Below are 18,591 nucleotides of genomic sequence, written 5' to 3' on the forward strand. Positions count from 1 at the left end.
CCGGCATTATCGCCGGGCTTTTTCTTATACCTTGTAAAATCCGCGGTACCAGTCAACGAAGTTTTTCACGCCATCCTTCACCGAAGTCTGCGGTTTAAAGCCGATGACCTCATACAGGGCGGAGGTATCCGCGCTGGTCTCCAGCACGTCGCCAGGCTGAATCGGCATCATGTTTTTGTCCGCTTCAATGCCTAACGCCTCCTCCAGCGCCGTGATGTAGTCCATCAGCTCCACGGGGGAGCTGTTACCGATATTATAAACGCGATACGGCGCGGAACTGGTGGCCGGAGTGCCAGACTCAACCGTCCATTCACTGTCTGCCTGAGGGATCACATCCTGCAGGCGAACAATGGCTTCAGCAATATCATCGATATAGGTGAAGTCACGCTTCATCTTGCCAAAGTTATAAACATCGATGCTCTTACCTTCCACCATGGCTTTAGTGAACTTAAACAGCGCCATGTCCGGACGACCCCAGGGGCCGTAAACGGTAAAGAAGCGCAGACCGGTCGTTGGCAGTCCGTAAAGATGTGAGTAGGTGTGCGACATTAATTCGTTGGCTTTTTTGGTCGCGGCGTAGAGCGATACCGGGTGGTCAACGGAATCGTCGGTTGAAAAAGGCATTTTACGGTTTAGTCCGTAAACAGAGCTGGAAGAGGCGTACAGCAGGTGCTGTACTTTATTGTGACGGCAGCCTTCCAGTATGTTCAGATGACCAACCAGGTTAGCTTCTGCATAGGCGTGCGGATTGTCCAGGGAGTAGCGTACGCCTGCCTGCGCGGCGAGATGAATGACGCGATCGAATTTTTCTTCAGCGAACAGGGTGGCCATACCTTCGCGGTCAGCCAGATCGAGTTTTTGGAAGGTGAAGTTAGCGGACGTCAAAAGATCAAGACGCGCCTGCTTCAGGTTCACATCGTAATAGTCATTGAGGTTGTCGATACCCACAACCTGATGACCCGCATCCAGAAGCCGCTTGCTGACATGTGCGCCGATAAAGCCTGCTGCGCCAGTGACCAGAAATTTCATAACTGTCCTCATCTATGACTTATCATGTCCGGTGCGTTAAGTACCGAATTTAGCGTATGATAACGCGATGCGCAGGGTTACCAAACATCATATTTTCGATATGCCTCATCGGATTCCTATAGATAATCCGAAAACAATCGATAAACTATATCCCAGACTTTATACTTTGCGCTTATTTGCATTCCAAGGACTATATGACTCACAACAATAACGTGGTCACGCGAAGCAGTGACCCTGAGCAGATTGATCTGATTGATCTTGTCGTCCAGCTGTGGCGGGGAAAATGGGTCATTGCTGCTTTTATCGCCATCGCATTGATTCTTGCAGGCGTGTACCTGGCTTTTGCTAAAGAGAAGTGGACTTCTACAGCAATCATTACTGAACCAGACGCTGCCCAAATAGGGAACTACAGTACTGCACTGAACATTCTTTTTGGTACCGCGGCACCAAAATTATCAGATATTCAGGAGACTGTAATTACCCGCTATAACGCCTCGTTCTCGGCGTTGTCCCAATCTCTTGAGAACCAGGTCGAACCGGAAAAGCTGACAATCGAGCCTACTGTTAAAGGCCAAAACTTCCCATTAAGCATTAACTATGTGAATAGTTCAGCCGAGTCGGCGCAAAAACAGGTGGCGAAGTATATCCAGCAAATTGATGAGCAGATTCAAAAAGAGCTTGAAGTTGACCTCAATGACAACATTAAACAGCAGGTTGCCACCCTGAAAGACGTGTTGAGTAATCAGGAAACTATTGCTCAGGAACAAAAAGACCTGCGCATCAAACAGATTTCAGAAGCGCTCAAGTACGCCGAGGCGGCAAATATTACCACTCCTAAAATTCAACAGACTCAGGATGTTACTCAGGAAACCATGTTTCTGTTAGGTACCGAAGCGTTGCAAGAAATGATCGCGCGTGAGACTTCACGTCCGTTAACATTCTCTGAAAGTTATTATCAGAACAAACAGAAACTGCTCGATATTCAGAAGCTGAAAATCGATCCGGAAACCATCCATGCCTATCGTTACGTGATGAAGCCGGATCTGCCGATTCGTCGCGATAGCCCGAAACGTTCAATCGTACTGGTTCTTGCGGTGCTGCTGGGCGGGATTATTGGCTCCGGCGTTGTCTTAGGCCGCAACGCGCTGCGTAACTATAACGCCAGAGCCTGATACAGATTCAACAGCTAAAAAAAACCGGGTTTCCCCGGTTTTTTTATTTGTGCCGCTGGCGCAGATTTTCAATCACCGTCGTTAAGTCCAGATCTTGATCCTGGAGCAGCACCAGCAGGTGATACATCAGGTCAGAGGCTTCATTGGTTAGTTCAGCCCGGTCGTTCACGGTGGCGGCCAGGGCTGTCTCAACGCCTTCTTCACCCACTTTCTGCGCGATGCGCTTGGTGCCGCTGGCATAGAGTTTCGCGGTATAGGAACTTTGTGGATCGGCCGTTTTACGTTCAGCCAGCAGCAGCTCCAGCTGATAGAGGAATAGCCACTGGTGGCTGGCGTCGCCAAAGCAGCTGCTGGTGCCCAGGTGGCACGTAGGCCCGATAGGGTTAACCAGCACCAGCAGCGTATCGTTATCGCAGTCAGGGGTGATACTGACCACATTCAGGAAATGACCTGAGGTTTCGCCCTTGGTCCACAGGCGCTGTTTGGTGCGTGAGAAGAAAGTCACTTTGCCGCTATCGACGGTCTTCGCCAGGGCGTCCTGATTCATATAGCCCAGCATCAGTACTTCACCGGACACCGCGTGCTGCACCACCACCGGCATCAGGCCGTCGGTTTTTTCCCAGTCCAGCTGCGCACGTTGTTGCTCTGTTAACATACCCTAATCTCCACGCCCTGATTCGCCAGGAACGTTTTTAACTCACCAATATTGATAATCTGCTTGTGGAATACCGAGGCCGCCAGCGCGCCGTCAACATCGGCATCACGGAAAGCTTCCAGGAAGTGCTCCATCGTGCCTGCGCCACCCGAGGCAATCAGCGGCACATGGCAGACGGCGCGCATCTTTTTCAGCTGCTCGAGGTCATAACCGTTGCGCACGCCGTCCTGGTTCATCATATTCAGGACAATCTCCCCCGCACCGCGCTTCTGCACTTCCTGTACCCACTCCAGTGTCTCCCACTGAGTCACGCGGGTACGGCTCTCATCGCCGGTGTACTGGTTAACGTGGTATTTGCCGGTGGCTTCATCAAACCAGGTGTCGATGCCGACCACAATGCACTGTACGCCAAAGCGATCCGCCAGACGGGTAATCAGTTCGGGATCGGCCAGGGCAGGGGAGTTGATGGAGATCTTATCGGCGCCAAAGGAGAGAATTTTGGCCGCATCGTCCGCCGATTTAATCCCACCCGCCACGCAGAAAGGAATGTCGATCACTTCCGCCACGCGCGCCACCCAGCTTTTATCCACCACGCGTCCATCGCTGGAGGCGGTGATATCATAAAAGACCAGCTCGTCAGCCCCTTCTTCCGCATAGCGTTTTGCCAGGGGAACGATATCACCGATGATTTCATGGTTGCGGAACTGCACGCCCTTCACAACCTGACCATCCCGCACGTCGAGACAAGGAATTATCCGTTTTGCCAGCATTGAATCGCCTCCGTCACAGTAAATTTTTCTTCCAGCAGGGCGCGACCAACGATAACCCCACGAACGCCCGTCCCGCGCAGGGCCGCGATATCATTTAAATCACCAATGCCGCCTGAGGACTGGAACGCCACCTGCGGATAACGGGCGCACACCTCTTCATACAGCGACACGTTGGAACCGGCCAGGGTGCCGTCGCGGGAGATATCGGTGCAAAGAACATGCTTCAGGCCCACCGGCAGATAGAGATCGACCAGCGCCTCCAGCGTCACGCCAGAGTTCTCCTGCCAGCCGCTGACCGCCACCTGTTTCTGACCCTGTTCATCAATACGCACATCCAGCGCCAGCACCAGGGCGTCGGCGCCAAAGCGTCTGAACCAGCCTTTTACCGTCTCGGGATCGTTCACCGCGGTGGAGCCGACCACCACGCGCGCCACGCCCGCGTCGAGCAGCGCCGCCACATCTTCTTCGGTACGCACGCCGCCGCCAACCTGCACCGGAACATTAACGCCCGCGACCAGTTTTTTCAGCAGTGGGATCTGGCGTCTGGCCGGTTCTTTCGCCCCGGTGAGATCAACCAGGTGCAGCACCTCGGCGCCCTGGGCGGCATAGTCCTGCAGTCGGGGCAGCGGATCGTTGCCATAGTCGCGTTGCTGGCCGTAATCGCCCTGGTGCAGACGGACAACCGTGCCGTCAATTAAATCTAAAGCAGGAATAATCATCACATCTCCAGGAAGTTTTTCAGCAGCTGCGCGCCTGCGGCACCGGAGCGCTCTGGGTGAAACTGCACGCCGTAGAAGTTATCTTTCTGCACCGCGGCGGTGAAAGGCTCGCCGTAATGACACTGAGCGATAGTGTGTGTGTTCACCGGCATTGCGTAGCTGTGCACGAAATAGAAGTACGCCCCGTCCTCAATACCACGGAACAGGCGATCGCCCGCTTTCGGGTAGACGCGGTTCCAGCCCATGTGCGGCAGAGGTAAACCGTGATCGGTCATTTTCGGCACGTCTTCATCAATAATGCCCAGCAGGTCCACGCCGTTGGACTCTTCACTGCGGCGGCCCAGCAGCTGCATGCCCAGACAAATTCCCAGCACCGGCTGGGTACAGGCTTTGATCAGTTCAACCAGTTCACGCTGGTGGATCTGATCCATCGCCGCCTGTGCCGTACCGACGCCCGGTAAAAAGAGTTTACTGGCGCGCAGCACCACATCCGGATCGCGGCTAACCAGCGGCTCGTAGCCGTGGCGGGCAATGGCTGATTTTACGGAGTTAAGGTTGGCACAGCCGGTATCGAGGATCACCACGTTCATTACAGCACTCCTTTCGACGACGGCAGCGTATCGCCTTCCACGCGAATGGCCTGGCGCAGGGTGCGGCCAAAGGCCTTAAAGAGGCTCTCCACGCGGTGGTGATCGTTCTTACCTTTGGTTTTCAGGTGCAGCGTCAGGCCCATGGCGTAGGAGAGGGAGCGGAAGAAGTGCTCAACCATCTCGGTGCTCAGGTCGCCTACGCGCTGGTAGGTAAAGTCAGCTTTATATTCCAGGTGCGGACGGCCAGAGATATCCAGCGCGCAGCGCGCCAGGCACTCATCCATCGGCAGCACAAAGCCAAAGCGGTTAATCCCGCGCTTGTCACCCAGCGCGAGCTTCAGCGCTTCGCCCAGCGCCAGGCCGGTATCTTCCACGGTGTGGTGATCGTCAATGTAGAGATCGCCTTTCACGCCGATCTCCATACGGAATCCGCCGTGGGTAGCGATCTGATCCAGCATATGATCGAAAAAGCCCACGCCGGTGTGGATTTTGCTGCCGCCTTCGCGATCCAGCCAGACCTTAACGTCGATCTGCGTCTCTTTGGTATTACGCTCCACGTGGGAGAAACGATCGCGTTTGGTCAGCTGCTCGCCAATCATCGCCCAGTTCAGGGCGTCACGGTGATAGCGCAGGCCCGTAATTCCCATATTAGCGGCCAGTTCTATGTCGGTAGCGCGATCGCCAATCACGTAGCTGTTGGCTTTATCCAGCGCCGCTTCGGCCAGATACTGCTCGACCAGCTTCACTTTCGGCTTACGGCAGTCGCAATTATCAGCGGGTAAATGCGGGCAAATCAACACTTCATCAAAGGCGACGCCCTGTGAGGTCAGGATCTGCATCATCAGATCGTGCGGGCCGTCAAAATCGGCCTGCGGGAAGCTGTCGGTGCCCAGACCGTCCTGGTTGGTGATCATTACCAGCTTAAAACCGGCTTTTTGCAGCTTAAGCAGCACCGGAATGACATCGGCTTCAAACGCCAGCTTGTCGAAACGATCGACCTGAAAATCCGAGGGTGGTTCCGAAATAATGGTGCCGTCACGATCGATAAAGAGGTACTTCTGGCTCATACTTTCTCCGCATTCAGGGCGCCGATAACGCGCTGGCTCTCTTCCCGGGTGCCTACGGTAATGCGTAAGCAGCCACTCAAAGAGGGTTGTTTGTTCTGGTCTCTAAGGATAATGCCCTGATCCCACAAAGATTTAAATACTGCACTCGAGGCGGTAAAACGCGCCAGAATATAGTTGGTTTCTGAGTCGAAAACCTGTTCAACGCAGGCAATGGTTTTAAGTGCGCTGACCAGATACTGACGCTCGTCAACGATCTGCGCCACGCGGCTGCGCATGGCCGTAATGCCGTCTGCCGACAGCGCCTGCGCGGCGATATCCGCCACTGGCGTCGAGAGCGGATAAGGCGCAATCACCTTCATCAGCAGATCGATCACCTCTTTATTCGCCAGGGTAAAGCCGCAGCGCAGCCCGGCCAGGGCAAACGCTTTTGACAGGGTCCGCAGGATCACCAGGTGCGGATACTCTGCCAGCCAGCCGGCCAGCGTCGCCTGGGGGCAAAACTCAATATAGGCTTCATCGGCGACCACCAGCGCTTTGCCGCGGGTCATCTCCAGCAGGGCGCGAATATCCTGCGGATTAATCAGCTGGCCGGTGGGGTTATTCGGGCTGCAGACAAAGACCACCTTCACGCCGTCGAGATTATCGGCAATACCCTGTAAATCAAGCTGCCAATTTTCCAGAGTTGGCACTTTACGTAGCTCAACGTTGAAGGTTTCGGCGCTGACGCTGTACATGCCGTAGGTCGGCGGGCAGTAGAGCACTGCGTCTTTACCCGGCTCGCAGAAGGCGCGGATCAGCAGTTCGATGCCTTCATCCGCACCGCGGCTCACCAGCACCTGCTCCGGTTTTACACCAGCGTAGGCCGCATAGTTTTCAATCACCGCTTTCGGCTGACACTCCGGGTAGCGGTTCAGCGTCTGCTGGGTCAGCTCAAAGGCGACAGGCGTCGGAAATTCATTGGCATTCAGCCAGACATCGCCATTGCCCCCCAGGCGGCGGGCAGACTGATACGGGGTCAGGGCGCGAACGTTGTCGCGGGCTAACTCTTCAATACTCATGCTTGCTCCTTCAGGGCGGCAACGCGCAGCGTCACGGCATTTTTGTGGGCGGTCAACCGTTCAGCGGCGGCCAGGGTTTCAATCGTCGCGGCAAGAGAGGCAAAGCCCTCGCGGCTAAGCTCCTGCACAGTCATGCGCTTCTGGAAATCCGCCAGCCCCAGGCTGGAGCAGGTGGCGGTATAACCGTATGTCGGCAGCACGTGGTTCGTTCCGGAAGCGTAATCCCCTGCGGATTCCGGGGACCAGTCCCCAAGGAATACCGAACCGGCGCTGGTGATGCTGTCGACCAGCTCACGGGCGTTGCGGGTCTGAATGATCAGGTGCTCCGGGCCATAGAGATTAGAAATGGCGATGCACTGGTCCAGATCCCGGGCGACAATCAGGCGGCTGGCAGAGAGCGCCTGACGGGCAGTCTCTGCCCGGGGCAGATCCGCGAGCTGACGTTCTACGGCTTCACCCACTCGTTTTGCCATATCTGCATCCGGTGTCAGCAGGATAACCTGTGAATCCGGGCCGTGCTCGGCCTGGGAGAGCAGATCGGAAGCGACAAAATCCGGGGTCGCGCCGCTGTCTGCAATCACCAGTACCTCCGACGGACCGGCTGGCATATCGATGGCCGCACCGTCCAGCCGCTGGCTGACCTGGCGCTTGGCTTCGGTGACGAAGGCGTTGCCCGGGCCGAAGATTTTATCCACGCGCGGAACGGACTCCGTCCCCAGCGCCAGCGCCGCAATAGCCTGCGCCCCGCCGACGTTGAAGATCTCCTGTACCCCGCACAGCTGCGCGGCATAGAGGATTTCATCGGCAATCGGTGGCGGAGAGCAGAGCACCACTTTACGGCAACCGGCGATACGGGCAGGGGTCGCCAGCATCAACACGGTAGAGAAGAGCGGAGCGGAGCCACCCGGAATATACAAGCCCACCGAGTCGACCGGACGGGTCACCTGCTGGCAGCGTACGCCGGGCAGGGTTTCCACATCGACAGTTTGTAGCTTTTGCGCAGTGTGGAAGGTATCAATATTCTGCACTGCGACGGCCATCGCCTGCTTTAACTCATCGCTCAGACGCGCTGCGGCCTCGGTAATCTCCTGCTCGCTGACCTTCAGCGCCGCGACGTCGGTTTTATCAAACTTAGCGCTGTACTCCCGCAGGGCGTCGTCGCCTCGGGTTTTCACATTTTCCAGAATCTCCGCCACGGTGCGGGTAATGCTCTGTGACGCGGAGATAGCCGGGCGCATCAGCAGGGCGCGCTGCTGTTCCGCGCTACAGGTGTTCCAGTCGATCACGGTGTTAAAGCTCATGGTTGTTACTCCATCATCTTCTCAATCGGCAACACCAGGATAGAGCTGGCCCCCAGCGCTTTCAGTTTTTCCATAGTTTCCCAGAACAGGGTTTCGCTGCTGACCATGTGCATCGCCACGCGCTGCTGATCCCCTGCCAGCGGCAGAATAGTAGGGCGTTCAGCGCCCGGCAGCAGGGCAATCACTTCATCCAGGCGTTCGGTAGGCGCATGCATCATGATGTACTTAGATTCACGGGCCTGGATCACACCCTGAATACGGGTCAGCAGACGGTCAATCAGCTGCTGCTTGGCTTCCGGCATTTCGCCGTCGCGCTGGATCAGACAGGCTTTGGAGCGGTAGATCACTTCCACTTCGCGCAGGCCGTTCGCTTCAAGCGTGGCGCCCGTGGAAACCAGATCGCAAATTGCATCAGCCAGACCGGCACGCGGCGCAACTTCAACAGAACCATTCAGCAGACAGGATTTAAACTGCACGCCCTTCTGATCGAGGTAGCGCTTCAGCAGGTGAGGGTAGGAGGTGGCAATTCGCTTGCCGTTCAGGGAAGCCGGGCCGTCCCACGGTTCGTCAGCCGCGGTGGCCAGCGACAGGCGGCAGCCGCCAAAATCCAGACGGCGCAGCGTGAAGTAGCGCGGATCTTCGCCCTGGGCGCGGCGGGTCAGCAGCTCTTCTTCCAGCACGTTTTCGCCAATGATGCCCAGATCCACCACGCCGTCCATCACCAGGCCCGGAATGTCATCGTCACGCACGCGCAGAATATCAATCGGCATATTCTCTGCCAGCGCAATCAGACGCTGCGTGTGCAGGTTAATTTTTATGCCACAGCGCGCCAGCAGTTCGCGTGAATCGTCGCTAAGACGACCTGATTTCTGCATAGCTATGCGTAAACGTGAATTATCTAACATTGTCGGTTCCTCATGATCCTGTTGTAACTTGCCTGAACACGGTCCAAAAAAAAGCCCCCGGAAGATGATCTTCCGGGGGCTTTTTCTTGCGTTCATGCACCACTGGAAGATCTAACTGTCTTCCAGCACACATCGCCTGAAAGACTAGTCAGGATGATGGTGATGATGGTGGTGTTTAAATTGAACGCGTGTCATAAAATTCTCGATGAATGCTTATTCATGTGATGTCGTTTAACCTAAACCACTTGCGCTATATAAAGCAAGGGCTTTTTTTAATCATTAAATGATTTCATATTAGCGCTATCAATTGTCAGTTCAGCGTGGCTGGCGTAGCCTTACAGCAGAGGCGTAATAGTCAGGAGAAAACGCATGAAAAAGGTCGCAATTGTCGGTCTGGGATGGCTTGGAATGCCGCTGGCTATGTCGTTACAGGCGCGGGGCTGGCACGTCACTGGCAGCAAAACCACCGCAGATGGCGTCGAGGCGGCGCGGATGTGCGGTATTGAGAGCGTTGAGTTGCGCCTTGAGCCGGAACTGGTATGCGACGCCGATGACCTGGACGCTCTGATGAATGTGGATGCGCTGGTATTAACGCTGCCGGCACGTCGCACCGGTCCGGGCGAAACCTATTATTTGCAGGCGGTGCAGGAAATTGTCGACAGCGCGCTGGCACACCATATTCCGCGCATTATTTTCACCAGCTCAACCTCGGTATATGGCGATGTCGAAGGTGCCGTCAAAGAAAATATGCCGCGCCAGCCGGTAACCTCCAGCGGGCGTGTTTTAAAAGAGCTGGAGGACTGGCTGCATAATTTACCCGGCACCCAGGTGGATATATTACGGCTTGCGGGGCTGGTTGGGCCTGGCCGTCATCCGGGGCGCTTTTTTGCCGGAAAATCAGCGCCTGACGGACAACATGGCGTCAATCTGGTACACCTTGAAGATGTTATTGGTGCGATTACTCTGCTATTACAGGCTCCAAAGGGCGGGCACATCTATAATATATGTGCGCCCTCTCATCCGACACGCAGTACATTCTATCCGGTGATGGCTCGTCAGCTTGGCCTGGCACCACCGCACTTTCACGATGCCCCTGGAGAGGGGAAGGGCAAATTGATTGATGGGAACCGCATCTGTCATGAACTGGGATTTGAGTATCTCTTTCCCGATCCGCTGGTTATGCCTATGGAGTAACGCCGCTGGCGGAGCGTAAGCGCACCACAAGGGGGTGAGCATGAAACCGCTGCTGGATGTCCTAATCATCCTCGATGCCCTGGAAAAAGAGGGGAGCTTTGCTGCGGCGTCGGCGAAGCTCTTTAAAACGCCCTCCGCCCTCAGTTATACCGTTCATAAGCTTGAAAGCGACCTCAACATTCAGATCCTCGACCGTACCGGCCACCGGGCGCGCTTTACCCGCACCGGAAAAATGCTGCTGGAAAAAGGGCGGGAAGTGCTGCATTCAGTACGCGAGCTGGAAAAGCAGGCCGTCAAACTGCATCAGGGCTGGGAAAATGAGCTGGTAATCGGCGTAGACGACACCTTTCCCTTTTCACTGCTCTCGCCGCTGATTGAAGCCTTCTATCAGCGACACAGCGTTACCCGGCTTAAGTTTATCAACGGCGTCCTGGCAGGCTCGTGGGAAGCGCTGGTGCAGGGGCGGGCAGATATCGTCGTCGGCGCATTACACGAGCCGCCCCAGCTCAGTGAATTTGGTTTTGCCTGTCTCGGGCAGCTCGAACAGGTCTTCGTCATTGCCCCGCACCATCCTTTAGCCCAGGAGCCAGAGCCAATTAACCGTCGGGTCATTAAAAGCTACCGTGCCATCGTGGTGGGCGACAGCGCTTTGCCTGGCTGCACCGCGTCATCGCAGCTGCTCGACGATCAGGAAGCCATTACCGTTTTCGATTTTAAAACCAAACTGGAACTGCAAATAAGCGGCTTAGGCTGCGGTTACCTTCCGCGTTATTTAGCTCAGCGTTTTATCGAAAGTGGGGCGTTAATTGAGAAGCAGGTGATGGCGCAATCCAGTTATGATTCAGTATGGATAGGCTGGAATGAACATACTGCCGGCCTCGCCAGTGCCTGGTGGCGGCAGGAAATTTTAGCAAATAGTGCTATTGCTGCTGTTTATGCCCAAAGCGAAGCCGGAAAATCAAGCAATTAGTATGAATTATTGTTTCAAATTGCCGTCGCACCCTTGCCTTTTCGCCTCAAACCAGGGCAAAATGCGCCGCTGCAAACATATAAATAATCGACGATATAAAAGGCGTCGGTTATTTTTTTTTGCATGTAAGAAAATCATTTAAATCCAAGAGGCCGGGCTTCGTACCGGATAGATATTTACTAAAATCCGACAGTTGTTGTCGCTGAGGAAGAAAGAAATGGGGCAATCATTCGCTTACGTGGCGGTATTCACCGTAAAGGAGAATAACTATGTCGCATAACGCAACTCCAAAAACCTCTCGCGTGGAATTACGTAAAACGCTTACGTTGATTCCGGTTGTTATGATGGGCCTTGCCTATATGCAGCCGATGACGCTGTTTGATACATTCGGTATCGTATCAGGCCTCACTGACGGTCACGTTGCAACGGCGTATGCCTTTGCGCTGGTCGCGATCCTCTTTACTGCGCTGAGCTACGGCAAGCTGGTTCGCCGCTTCCCGTCCGCAGGCTCTGCGTACACCTATGCTCAGAAGTCCATTAGCCCGGCTGTTGGCTTTATGGTGGGCTGGTCATCACTGCTGGACTACCTGTTCATGCCGATGATCAACATTCTGCTGGCAAAAATTTACTTCGAAGCGCTGGTGCCTTCCGTGCCGTCGTGGATCTTCGTTGTGGCGCTGGTGGCCTTTATGACCATCTCTAACCTGCGCAGCATCAAGACCGTTGCCAACTTCAATACCCTGATCGTTATCCTGCAGATGGCGATTGTGACGGTCATTGTCGGTCTGATCATCTACGGCGTTTCTCACGGTGAAGGTGCGGGTACGCTGGTAAGCTCACGTCCGTTCTGGTCTGAAGATGCGCACGTTGTGCCAATGATCACCGGTGCGACGATCCTCTGCTTCTCGTTCCTGGGCTTCGATGGTATCTCTTCTCTGTCTGAAGAGACGAAAGACGCAGAGCGTGTCATCCCGCGCGCTATCTTCCTGACGGCGCTGCTGGGCGGCATCATCTTTATCGGTGCGTCTTACTTCCTGCAGCTCTACTTCCCGGATATCTCTCGCTTCAAAGATCCGGACGCGTCACAGCCAGAAATCATGCTCTATGTTGCGGGTAAAACCTTCCAGTGGGGCGTGCTGATCTTCTCCAGCGTTACCGTACTGGCATCCGGCATGGCGGCGCACGCGGGCGTTTCTCGTCTGATGTATGTCATGGGCCGCGACGGCGTATTCCCGACGCGCTTCTTCGGTTATGTTCATCCGAAATGGCGTACCCCAGCATGGAACGTGCTGCTGGTCGGTGCGATTGCGCTGCTGGCGATTAACTTTGACCTGGTTACCGCTACCGCCCTGATTAACTTCGGTGCGCTGGTTGCCTTTACCTTTGTTAACCTCTCCGTGATCTCGCAGTTCTGGATCCGTGAGAAGCGCAACAAAACGCTGAAAGACCACTTCAACTATCTGCTTCTGCCGGTCTGTGGCGCGCTGACCGTGGGTGCGCTGTGGATCAACCTGGAAGAGAGCTCCATGGTTCTGGGTCTGATCTGGGGTGGTATTGGTCTGGTTTACCTGGCATGTGTGACTAAAAGCTTCCGCAACCCGGTACCGCAGTACGAAGACGTCGCCTGATTAATAGACCACAAAACCCGTAGGCCCGCGCCAGCGTAGTGCCGACGGGCAAAAAAAAGCCGGAGACATCGCCTCCGGCTTTTTTGCTTTCTCAGGTCACACAATCTCCTGCGCATACTGATACAGCGCTTTCAGCAGTGCCTGCTTCTCCGCATTGCCTTCATACTCACCGTAGAGCATCTCCAGCTCCTGGGCATAAGCCTGTAAATACTCCGGCGTAAAGACGTTACGGCGATGCTGCAACCAGCGCTCCTGCTCGGCCTCATCCAGCGTGCCGGGGAAATTTCGCGCGCGGTAGTTAAACATCAGCTTCCTGATACGCTCATCCACAAAGGTAATGTCCAGTGCGGGCAGGTTGCGGGGATCGGTCTGCAAAACGATGTTCATGGCATTGCGGTCCGCATCGCTGAAAAAGCCGTTATAGAGCTGGGCATCGACATTCTCAGAAGGAATAAATGGTTCCGCTTCAGCGAAGATCGCCACCGCTTTTTCCCGCACCTGCGGGTTTTCCCGCAGCAGCTTCAGGTTAGCCAGGCAGCGTTGACGATCGATGCCCAACCGCTCGGCATCGATCGGGCGCAGGGTGTTGGCTGGCGCCAGCACCGGACACTTATTGATATGCACCAGCTTCACCGGTACGGCGGCATCGTCACCCAGCGCCTCTTTCGGCGTATACAAACGCTCGCGAAGCTGGTCGCTGTCGAGCGTCAGCAGCGGGGTAATATCGCCAGCCAGATCCACCATAATCACCGCGTTGCGGTTGTCCGGATGCCAGGCCAGCGGGGCGACCCAGCTGGTGTTGCCTCGCCAGGCGCCAAACATCCCGGAGATGTGCATCAGCGGTTTCATCTGCGGCACATCAATCAGAGTGGTTAATTTTTGCTTGCTGCGATGGCTTAGCAGATATTCAAACAGCTTCGGCTGTCGGGTCTTAACCAGCTTCGCCATCGCAATGGTGGCATACACATCCGCCATGGCATCATGGGCATTACTGTGTTCAATGCCGTTCGCGCGGGTCAGATGCTCCAGACGGAAGCTGGGCAGCCCGTCGTCGTTTTCCGGCCAGTTAATCCCCTCCGGACGCAGGGCGTAGCAGGCGCGCATCACGTCGAGCAGATCCCAGCGCGAATTACGGTTTTGCCAGCTCCAGGCGTAGGGATCGTAGAAGTTACGGTAAAAAATATGGCGGGTTACTTCATCATCGAAGCGCACGTTGTTGTAGCCCACCACGCAGGTGTTGGGCACGGTGAACAGGTCGTGAATGCGACGGGCAAACTCCGCCTCATTCACCCCTTTCTCGCGGGCCTCCTGCGGCGTAATACCGGTCACCATCACTGCCCCCGGCTGGGGTAAATAGTCATCGGCCGGTTTGCAATAGAATACCTCCGGCTCGCCAATAACGTTGAAATCCGCATCGGTGCGGATGGCAGCAAACTGGGCAGGGCGATCCAGCGAAGGGCTGGTGCCGAAGGTTTCGTAATCGTGGAATAAAAAAGTCGGGCGCGCGGCGGAGTCAGACACCAGTAATACCATCCTGTTTATGAGTGACACTGCTATGGTAAACCATCCGGCCAGGCACGCCGAAGAAAAAGCGCTGTCCACCTGCAAATTTGCGACCTGGTATCCGGGAAAAACATGCGTGCTGTCACATTTTTTTGCAATTATTCCAGGTATCCAGCGGGAAACTTCCGTAAAAAGGGCAACGATTTTAAATGACCTGAGGATATACCGTTGAAACGCCGTCTGTTTATTGCTGTTTCTTTACTCACTTTGAGCATTTCATCCGCGCTGGCTGCCGACCCGATTAATTATGCGCCGCAGCCGCCAGCTATCCAGGCGGGTTCCTGGGTGCTGATGGACTATACGACGGGACAAATTTTAACGGCGGGCAACGAACATCAGCAGCGCAATCCGGCCAGCCTGACCAAGCTGATGACCGGCTATGTGGTTGACCGCGCGATCGACAGCCATCGCATTACGCCGGACGATATGGTGACCGTAGGCCAGGACGCGTGGGCCAAAGGGAACCCGGTTTTTAACGGCTCCTCGCTAATGTTTTTGAAAGCGGGTGAACGGGTCTCCGTGCGCGACCTCAGCCGCGGACTGATTGTCGATTCCGGGAATGACGCCTGCGTGGCGCTGGCCGATTACGTGGCGGGCGGACAGCCGCAGTTCGTCAATATGATGAATGATTACGTTAAAAAGCTGAATTTGCGCGACACCCACTTTGAAACGGTACATGGTCTCGATGCGCCGGGCCAGCACAGCTCCGCTTACGATCTGGCGGTGCTCTCCCGCGCCATCATCCACGGCGAGCCGGCGTTTTACCATATGTACAGTGAAAAGAGCCTGACCTGGAACGGTATCACCCAGCAGAACCGGAACGGTCTGCTGTGGGACAAGTCGCTCAGCGTGGATGGCCTGAAAACCGGACACACCTCTGGCGCCGGCTTTAACCTGATCGCCTCTGCTGTTGACGGTGAGCGCCGTCTGATTGCTGTCGTCATGGGGGCTGAAAGCCCAAAAGGCCGCGAGGATCAGGCGCGCAAACTGCTCCACTGGGGCCAGCAGAATTTCGATACCGTGCAGATCCTGCGTAACGGTAAGCAGGTGGGCAACGAGCGCATCTGGTACGGCGATAAAGAGCGTATCTCGTTAGGTACCGATCGGGACTTCTGGCTGGCACTGCCAAAGGCGGAGCTGCCGAACATCAAGGCGAAGTATGTCCTGGATAAGAAAGAGCTCGAAGCACCGATTGCCGCCCATCAGCGGGTCGGGGAGATCGAACTGTACGATCGCGATAAAGTGGTAGCCCACTGGCCGCTGGTGACGCTGGAGAATGTGGGTAAAGGCGGGATGTTCTCGCGGCTGAGCGACTATCTGCACCATAAGGCGTAGCGCCTGGAGGAGCAGGCTGGCGACAGTGCGAGCCTGCTCCCATAATAGACAGGTCATTATTGTTAAACCGCTTTTTTCTGCATTACAGTGTATGTATATACAGTAAACAATCGGAGGCAGCATGGACTACAGCATCACGCACCAGAATAAACGCAAAATTGCCGGTTTTCATATGGTTGGCCCGTGGGAGCAAACCGTTAAGCAGGGTTTTGAACAACTGATGATGTGGGTAGAGGGGCGTCAGATCCAGCCGCTGGAGTGGGTGGCGGTCTATTATGATAACCCTGACGAAGTGCCTGCCGAAAAACTACGCTGCGACACGGTTGTCACCGTGCCGGACGATTTTGTTATTCCTCCCAACAGTGAAGGGGTGATCCTGACCGAAGTGGCGGCAGGCGACTACGCGGTGGCGACGGCCCGCGTTGAGAACCATGATTTCGCCACGCCGTGGAATCGGTTTTTCGACAGTCTGCTTGAGGATGTCGATTACCAGATCGCGCCAAAAGCCTGTTTTGAACGTTATCTGAATGATGGGAATGTCGACGGCTACTGGGATATTGAGATGTTTATTCCGGTACAGAGCCGCATGGCATAACGGTTCCTTAATGCCCACACTTAACAGGGTTTTTCTGCCGGGGAGCACAACTCCGGCAGAAAACGCAGTACAATCAGGGTTTGCCGTAAAGCTGGAGAGCGTGTGCGCCCCGACAAATCTCTAACGCCTTTTGAAATTCGACTGTATCGTCATTACCGCATCGTACATGGATGCCGTATCGCGCTGGCGTTTATCCTCACTTTTTTACTGGTGCGTCTGCTGGCCGTGCCGGAAGGGACATGGCCGCTGATCACCCTGGTGGTCATCATGGGGCCGATCTCCTTTTGGGGGAACGTCGTTCCGCGCGCGTATGAGCGCATTGGCGGCACCATTCTGGGCTCGGCAATGGGGTTAATTGCCCTGAAACTGGAGCTTATCTCTCTGCCGTTGATGCTGCTGTGGTGCGCGGCGGCCATGTTTCTCTGCGGCTGGCTGGCACTGGGCAAACGACCCTATCAGGCGCTGCTTATCGGTATCACCCTTGCGGTGGTGATTGGTGCGCCGACCGGGGATATGCAAACTGCGCTTTGGCGAAGCGGTGATGTTATCCTGGGGTCATTGCTGGCGATGCTCTTTACTGGCATCTGGCCGCAGCGGGCCTTTTTGCACTGGCGTATTCAGATGGCGAACTACGTCACCGCCTTTAACCGGGTCTATCAGGCGGGCTTTTCCCCCAACCTGGTGGAACGACCACGGCTGGAAAAACACCTGCAAACCATCCTCAACGATGTGGTCAAAATGCGCGGTCTGATTACCCCGGCCAGCAAAGAGACCCATATCCAGAAAGCGATCTTTGAAGCGATCCAGACCGTGAGCCGCAATCTTGTCTGCATGCTCGAGCTACAGATCAACGCCCACTGGTCCTCCCGGGCCAGCCATTTTGTGATGCTGAATGCCCGGACCTTAAAAGAGACGCAGCAGATGACACAGCAAACGCTGCTCACCATTGCCCATGCGCTTTATGAAGGCAATCCGCAGCCCATACTGGCGAACACCGAGCGGCTGAACGAAATCGTTGCCGAGCTGCGTCAGCTGATCAACGATCATCACAATGAAAACGTGGCGGAAACGCCCATACACGGCTATGTATGGTTGAGCATGGAACTTGCTCGCCAGCTGGAATTATTGTCGCATCTAATCTGCCGGGCATTGCGCAAATAAAAAGCGGCTATGCAGGGTTGTGTTGTCTGCTGCTTCGATTCAGCAGAAATTGAGGTTATGATAGGGACAACGGAAAATTATTGTCATCAGCAATCGCTGTCAGTAAGGTTAATGCTATCGCGGTTGTTTAAACGAATCCGAATCTCACATTATCAGGGGTGTAAAAATGGAAACAACTAAGCCTTCGTTCCAGGATGTTCTGGAGTTCGTCCGCCTGTTCCGCCGCAAGAACAAACTGCAACGTGAAATCCAGGACGTTGAGAAGAAGATCCGTGACAACCAGAAGCGTGTTCTGCTGCTGGACAACCTGAGCGATTACATCAAGCCAGGCATGAGCGTTGAAGCAATCCAGGGCATCATTGCCAGCATGAAAAGCGACTACGAAGACCGCGTAGACGACTACATCATCAAAAACGCCGAGATCTCTAAAGAGCGTCGCGAGATCTCCAAGAAACTGAAAGTTATGGGCGAGATGAAGCACGCGGAAGCCAAAGGCGAGTAATCACCGCCAAAAAGCAAAGCCCTCCGACCTGTCGGGGGGCTTTTTTTTGGGCGCCGGTCTACCGTCATCAGAAAAGCAAAAAGCCTGCTCGAAAGCAGGCTTTTTAAATGTGGCTCCTCTGACTGGACTCGAACCAGTGACATACGGATTAACAGTCCGCCGTTCTACCGACTGAACTACAGAGGAATCGTTGTGGAGCGTTATCTTAGCGGCGAAAAAACTTTTGTCAAACCTGATCTTAGTCCGATTCGACCAACTGCCGATTCTGTCACCAGTTTGTCGTAATTCCCTACATATTTTTGTGGGAAATACTTTGCAGGATCTGCATTTCTCCCTCATTATTTGAAATGTAGTTTCAACTTTCTCTTTAAGGTCCA

General features: G+C 54.9%; 20 protein-coding genes, 1 tRNA gene and 1 other annotated feature. Of the genes, 9 read left to right on the top strand and 12 right to left on the bottom strand.

Features of this window, described 5'->3' with window-relative positions; translation table 11 throughout:
- Positions 1–24: 24 nt before the first annotated feature.
- A complete protein-coding gene (locus ACT3IC_RS17255) occupies positions 25–1,029 on the bottom strand; it encodes an NAD-dependent epimerase (RefSeq protein ID WP_103180198.1) in 1,005 nt (334 codons plus the stop codon).
- A gap of 194 nt (positions 1,030–1,223) precedes the next feature.
- Between ACT3IC_RS17255 and wzzB the strand changes: the two genes are divergently transcribed.
- Entirely contained in the window at positions 1,224–2,201 is a 978-nt protein-coding gene (wzzB, locus tag ACT3IC_RS17260) for an LPS O-antigen chain length determinant protein WzzB (RefSeq protein ID WP_473478343.1), read from the top strand.
- A gap of 43 nt (positions 2,202–2,244) precedes the next feature.
- Here wzzB and hisIE read toward each other — a convergent pair whose 3' ends face one another.
- The 9 genes from hisIE to hisL form a co-directional block, all read right to left on the bottom strand.
- On the bottom strand, positions 2,245–2,856 hold the full coding sequence (hisIE, locus tag ACT3IC_RS17265; protein WP_473478345.1) for a bifunctional phosphoribosyl-AMP cyclohydrolase/phosphoribosyl-ATP diphosphatase HisIE: 612 nt from the start codon (positions 2,854–2,856) through the stop codon (positions 2,245–2,247).
- On the bottom strand, positions 2,850–3,626 hold the full coding sequence (gene hisF / locus ACT3IC_RS17270) for an imidazole glycerol phosphate synthase subunit HisF (protein ID WP_156654852.1): 777 nt from the start codon (positions 3,624–3,626) through the stop codon (positions 2,850–2,852). Before hisF ends, hisIE begins: the two co-directional genes overlap by 7 nt.
- Positions 3,608–4,345, bottom strand: coding sequence for a 1-(5-phosphoribosyl)-5-[(5-phosphoribosylamino)methylideneamino]imidazole-4-carboxamide isomerase (gene hisA / locus ACT3IC_RS17275; protein WP_263950457.1), 738 nt, complete (start codon positions 4,343–4,345; stop codon positions 3,608–3,610). The genes hisF and hisA overlap by 19 nt, the downstream gene beginning before the upstream one ends.
- On the bottom strand, positions 4,345–4,935 hold the full coding sequence (gene hisH / locus ACT3IC_RS17280) for an imidazole glycerol phosphate synthase subunit HisH (protein WP_103180193.1): 591 nt from the start codon (positions 4,933–4,935) through the stop codon (positions 4,345–4,347). Before hisH ends, hisA begins: the two co-directional genes overlap by 1 nt.
- Positions 4,935–6,002 carry a bifunctional histidinol-phosphatase/imidazoleglycerol-phosphate dehydratase HisB gene (gene hisB / locus ACT3IC_RS17285; RefSeq protein WP_156654850.1) on the bottom strand — a complete coding sequence of 356 codons (1,068 nt, stop codon included), beginning with the start codon at positions 6,000–6,002 and terminating at the stop codon, positions 4,935–4,937. Before hisB ends, hisH begins: the two co-directional genes overlap by 1 nt.
- Positions 5,999–7,060, bottom strand: coding sequence for a histidinol-phosphate transaminase (hisC, locus tag ACT3IC_RS17290; protein WP_420193331.1), 1,062 nt, complete (start codon positions 7,058–7,060; stop codon positions 5,999–6,001). The genes hisB and hisC overlap by 4 nt, the downstream gene beginning before the upstream one ends.
- Positions 7,057–8,361 carry a histidinol dehydrogenase gene (gene hisD, locus ACT3IC_RS17295; protein WP_473478350.1) on the bottom strand — a complete coding sequence of 435 codons (1,305 nt, stop codon included), beginning with the start codon at positions 8,359–8,361 and terminating at the stop codon, positions 7,057–7,059. Before hisD ends, hisC begins: the two co-directional genes overlap by 4 nt.
- A 5-nt stretch (positions 8,362–8,366) precedes the next feature.
- Positions 8,367–9,266: an ATP phosphoribosyltransferase gene (gene hisG / locus ACT3IC_RS17300; protein WP_103180189.1), complete on the bottom strand. Its 900-nt coding sequence runs from the start codon at positions 9,264–9,266 to the stop codon at positions 8,367–8,369.
- 45 nt (positions 9,267–9,311) lie between these two features.
- Positions 9,312–9,435: a sequence feature (His leader region), on the bottom strand.
- A complete protein-coding gene (hisL, locus tag ACT3IC_RS17305) occupies positions 9,411–9,461 on the bottom strand; it encodes a his operon leader peptide (RefSeq protein WP_001364200.1) in 51 nt (16 codons plus the stop codon). Its footprint overlaps the feature before it by 25 nt.
- A 174-nt stretch (positions 9,462–9,635) precedes the next feature.
- Between hisL and ACT3IC_RS17310 the strand changes: the two genes are divergently transcribed.
- The 4 genes from ACT3IC_RS17310 (at position 9,636) to ACT3IC_RS17325 (ending at position 13,058) form a co-directional block, all read left to right on the top strand.
- Positions 9,636–10,460 carry an SDR family oxidoreductase gene (locus ACT3IC_RS17310; RefSeq protein WP_103180188.1) on the top strand — a complete coding sequence of 275 codons (825 nt, stop codon included), beginning with the start codon at positions 9,636–9,638 and terminating at the stop codon, positions 10,458–10,460.
- 40 nt (positions 10,461–10,500) lie between these two features.
- A complete protein-coding gene (locus tag ACT3IC_RS17315) occupies positions 10,501–11,430 on the top strand; it encodes a LysR family transcriptional regulator (RefSeq protein WP_325940846.1) in 930 nt (309 codons plus the stop codon).
- Between the two features lie 217 nt (positions 11,431–11,647).
- Positions 11,648–11,710 carry a membrane protein YoeI gene (yoeI, locus tag ACT3IC_RS17320; RefSeq protein WP_138370007.1) on the top strand — a complete coding sequence of 21 codons (63 nt, stop codon included), beginning with the start codon at positions 11,648–11,650 and terminating at the stop codon, positions 11,708–11,710.
- Positions 11,700–13,058, top strand: a complete 1,359-nt coding sequence (locus tag ACT3IC_RS17325; protein ID WP_201304732.1) for an APC family permease — start codon at positions 11,700–11,702, stop codon at positions 13,056–13,058. The genes yoeI and ACT3IC_RS17325 overlap by 11 nt, the downstream gene beginning before the upstream one ends.
- Positions 13,059–13,154: 96 nt before the next feature.
- Here ACT3IC_RS17325 and sbcB read toward each other — a convergent pair whose 3' ends face one another.
- Positions 13,155–14,579 carry an exodeoxyribonuclease I gene (sbcB, locus tag ACT3IC_RS17330; RefSeq protein ID WP_103181108.1) on the bottom strand — a complete coding sequence of 475 codons (1,425 nt, stop codon included), beginning with the start codon at positions 14,577–14,579 and terminating at the stop codon, positions 13,155–13,157.
- A 204-nt stretch (positions 14,580–14,783) separates the two neighbouring features.
- Here sbcB and dacD point away from each other — a divergent pair, with 204 nt between their 5' ends.
- The 4 genes from dacD to ACT3IC_RS17350 all read left to right on the top strand — a co-directional run bounded on the left by dacD (position 14,784) and on the right by ACT3IC_RS17350 (position 18,214).
- Positions 14,784–15,956, top strand: a complete 1,173-nt coding sequence (gene dacD / locus ACT3IC_RS17335; protein ID WP_325941137.1) for a serine-type D-Ala-D-Ala carboxypeptidase DacD — start codon at positions 14,784–14,786, stop codon at positions 15,954–15,956.
- A gap of 121 nt (positions 15,957–16,077) precedes the next feature.
- Positions 16,078–16,551: a DNA gyrase inhibitor SbmC gene (gene sbmC / locus ACT3IC_RS17340; protein ID WP_156654847.1), complete on the top strand. Its 474-nt coding sequence runs from the start codon at positions 16,078–16,080 to the stop codon at positions 16,549–16,551.
- A gap of 102 nt (positions 16,552–16,653) precedes the next feature.
- Complete coding sequence (locus ACT3IC_RS17345) at positions 16,654–17,712, top strand: FUSC family protein (RefSeq protein WP_103180182.1); 1,059 nt, start codon at positions 16,654–16,656, stop codon at positions 17,710–17,712.
- Positions 17,713–17,878: 166 nt separating this feature from the next.
- Entirely contained in the window at positions 17,879–18,214 is a 336-nt protein-coding gene (locus ACT3IC_RS17350) for a DUF496 family protein (RefSeq protein ID WP_103180181.1), read from the top strand.
- A 110-nt stretch (positions 18,215–18,324) separates the two neighbouring features.
- Here the strand turns inward: ACT3IC_RS17350 and ACT3IC_RS17355 are convergent.
- Positions 18,325–18,400, bottom strand: a tRNA-Asn gene (locus ACT3IC_RS17355).
- Positions 18,401–18,591 lie beyond the last annotated feature (191 nt).

It is taken from the genome of Leclercia sp. GHBNCSD (assembly GCF_055805075.1).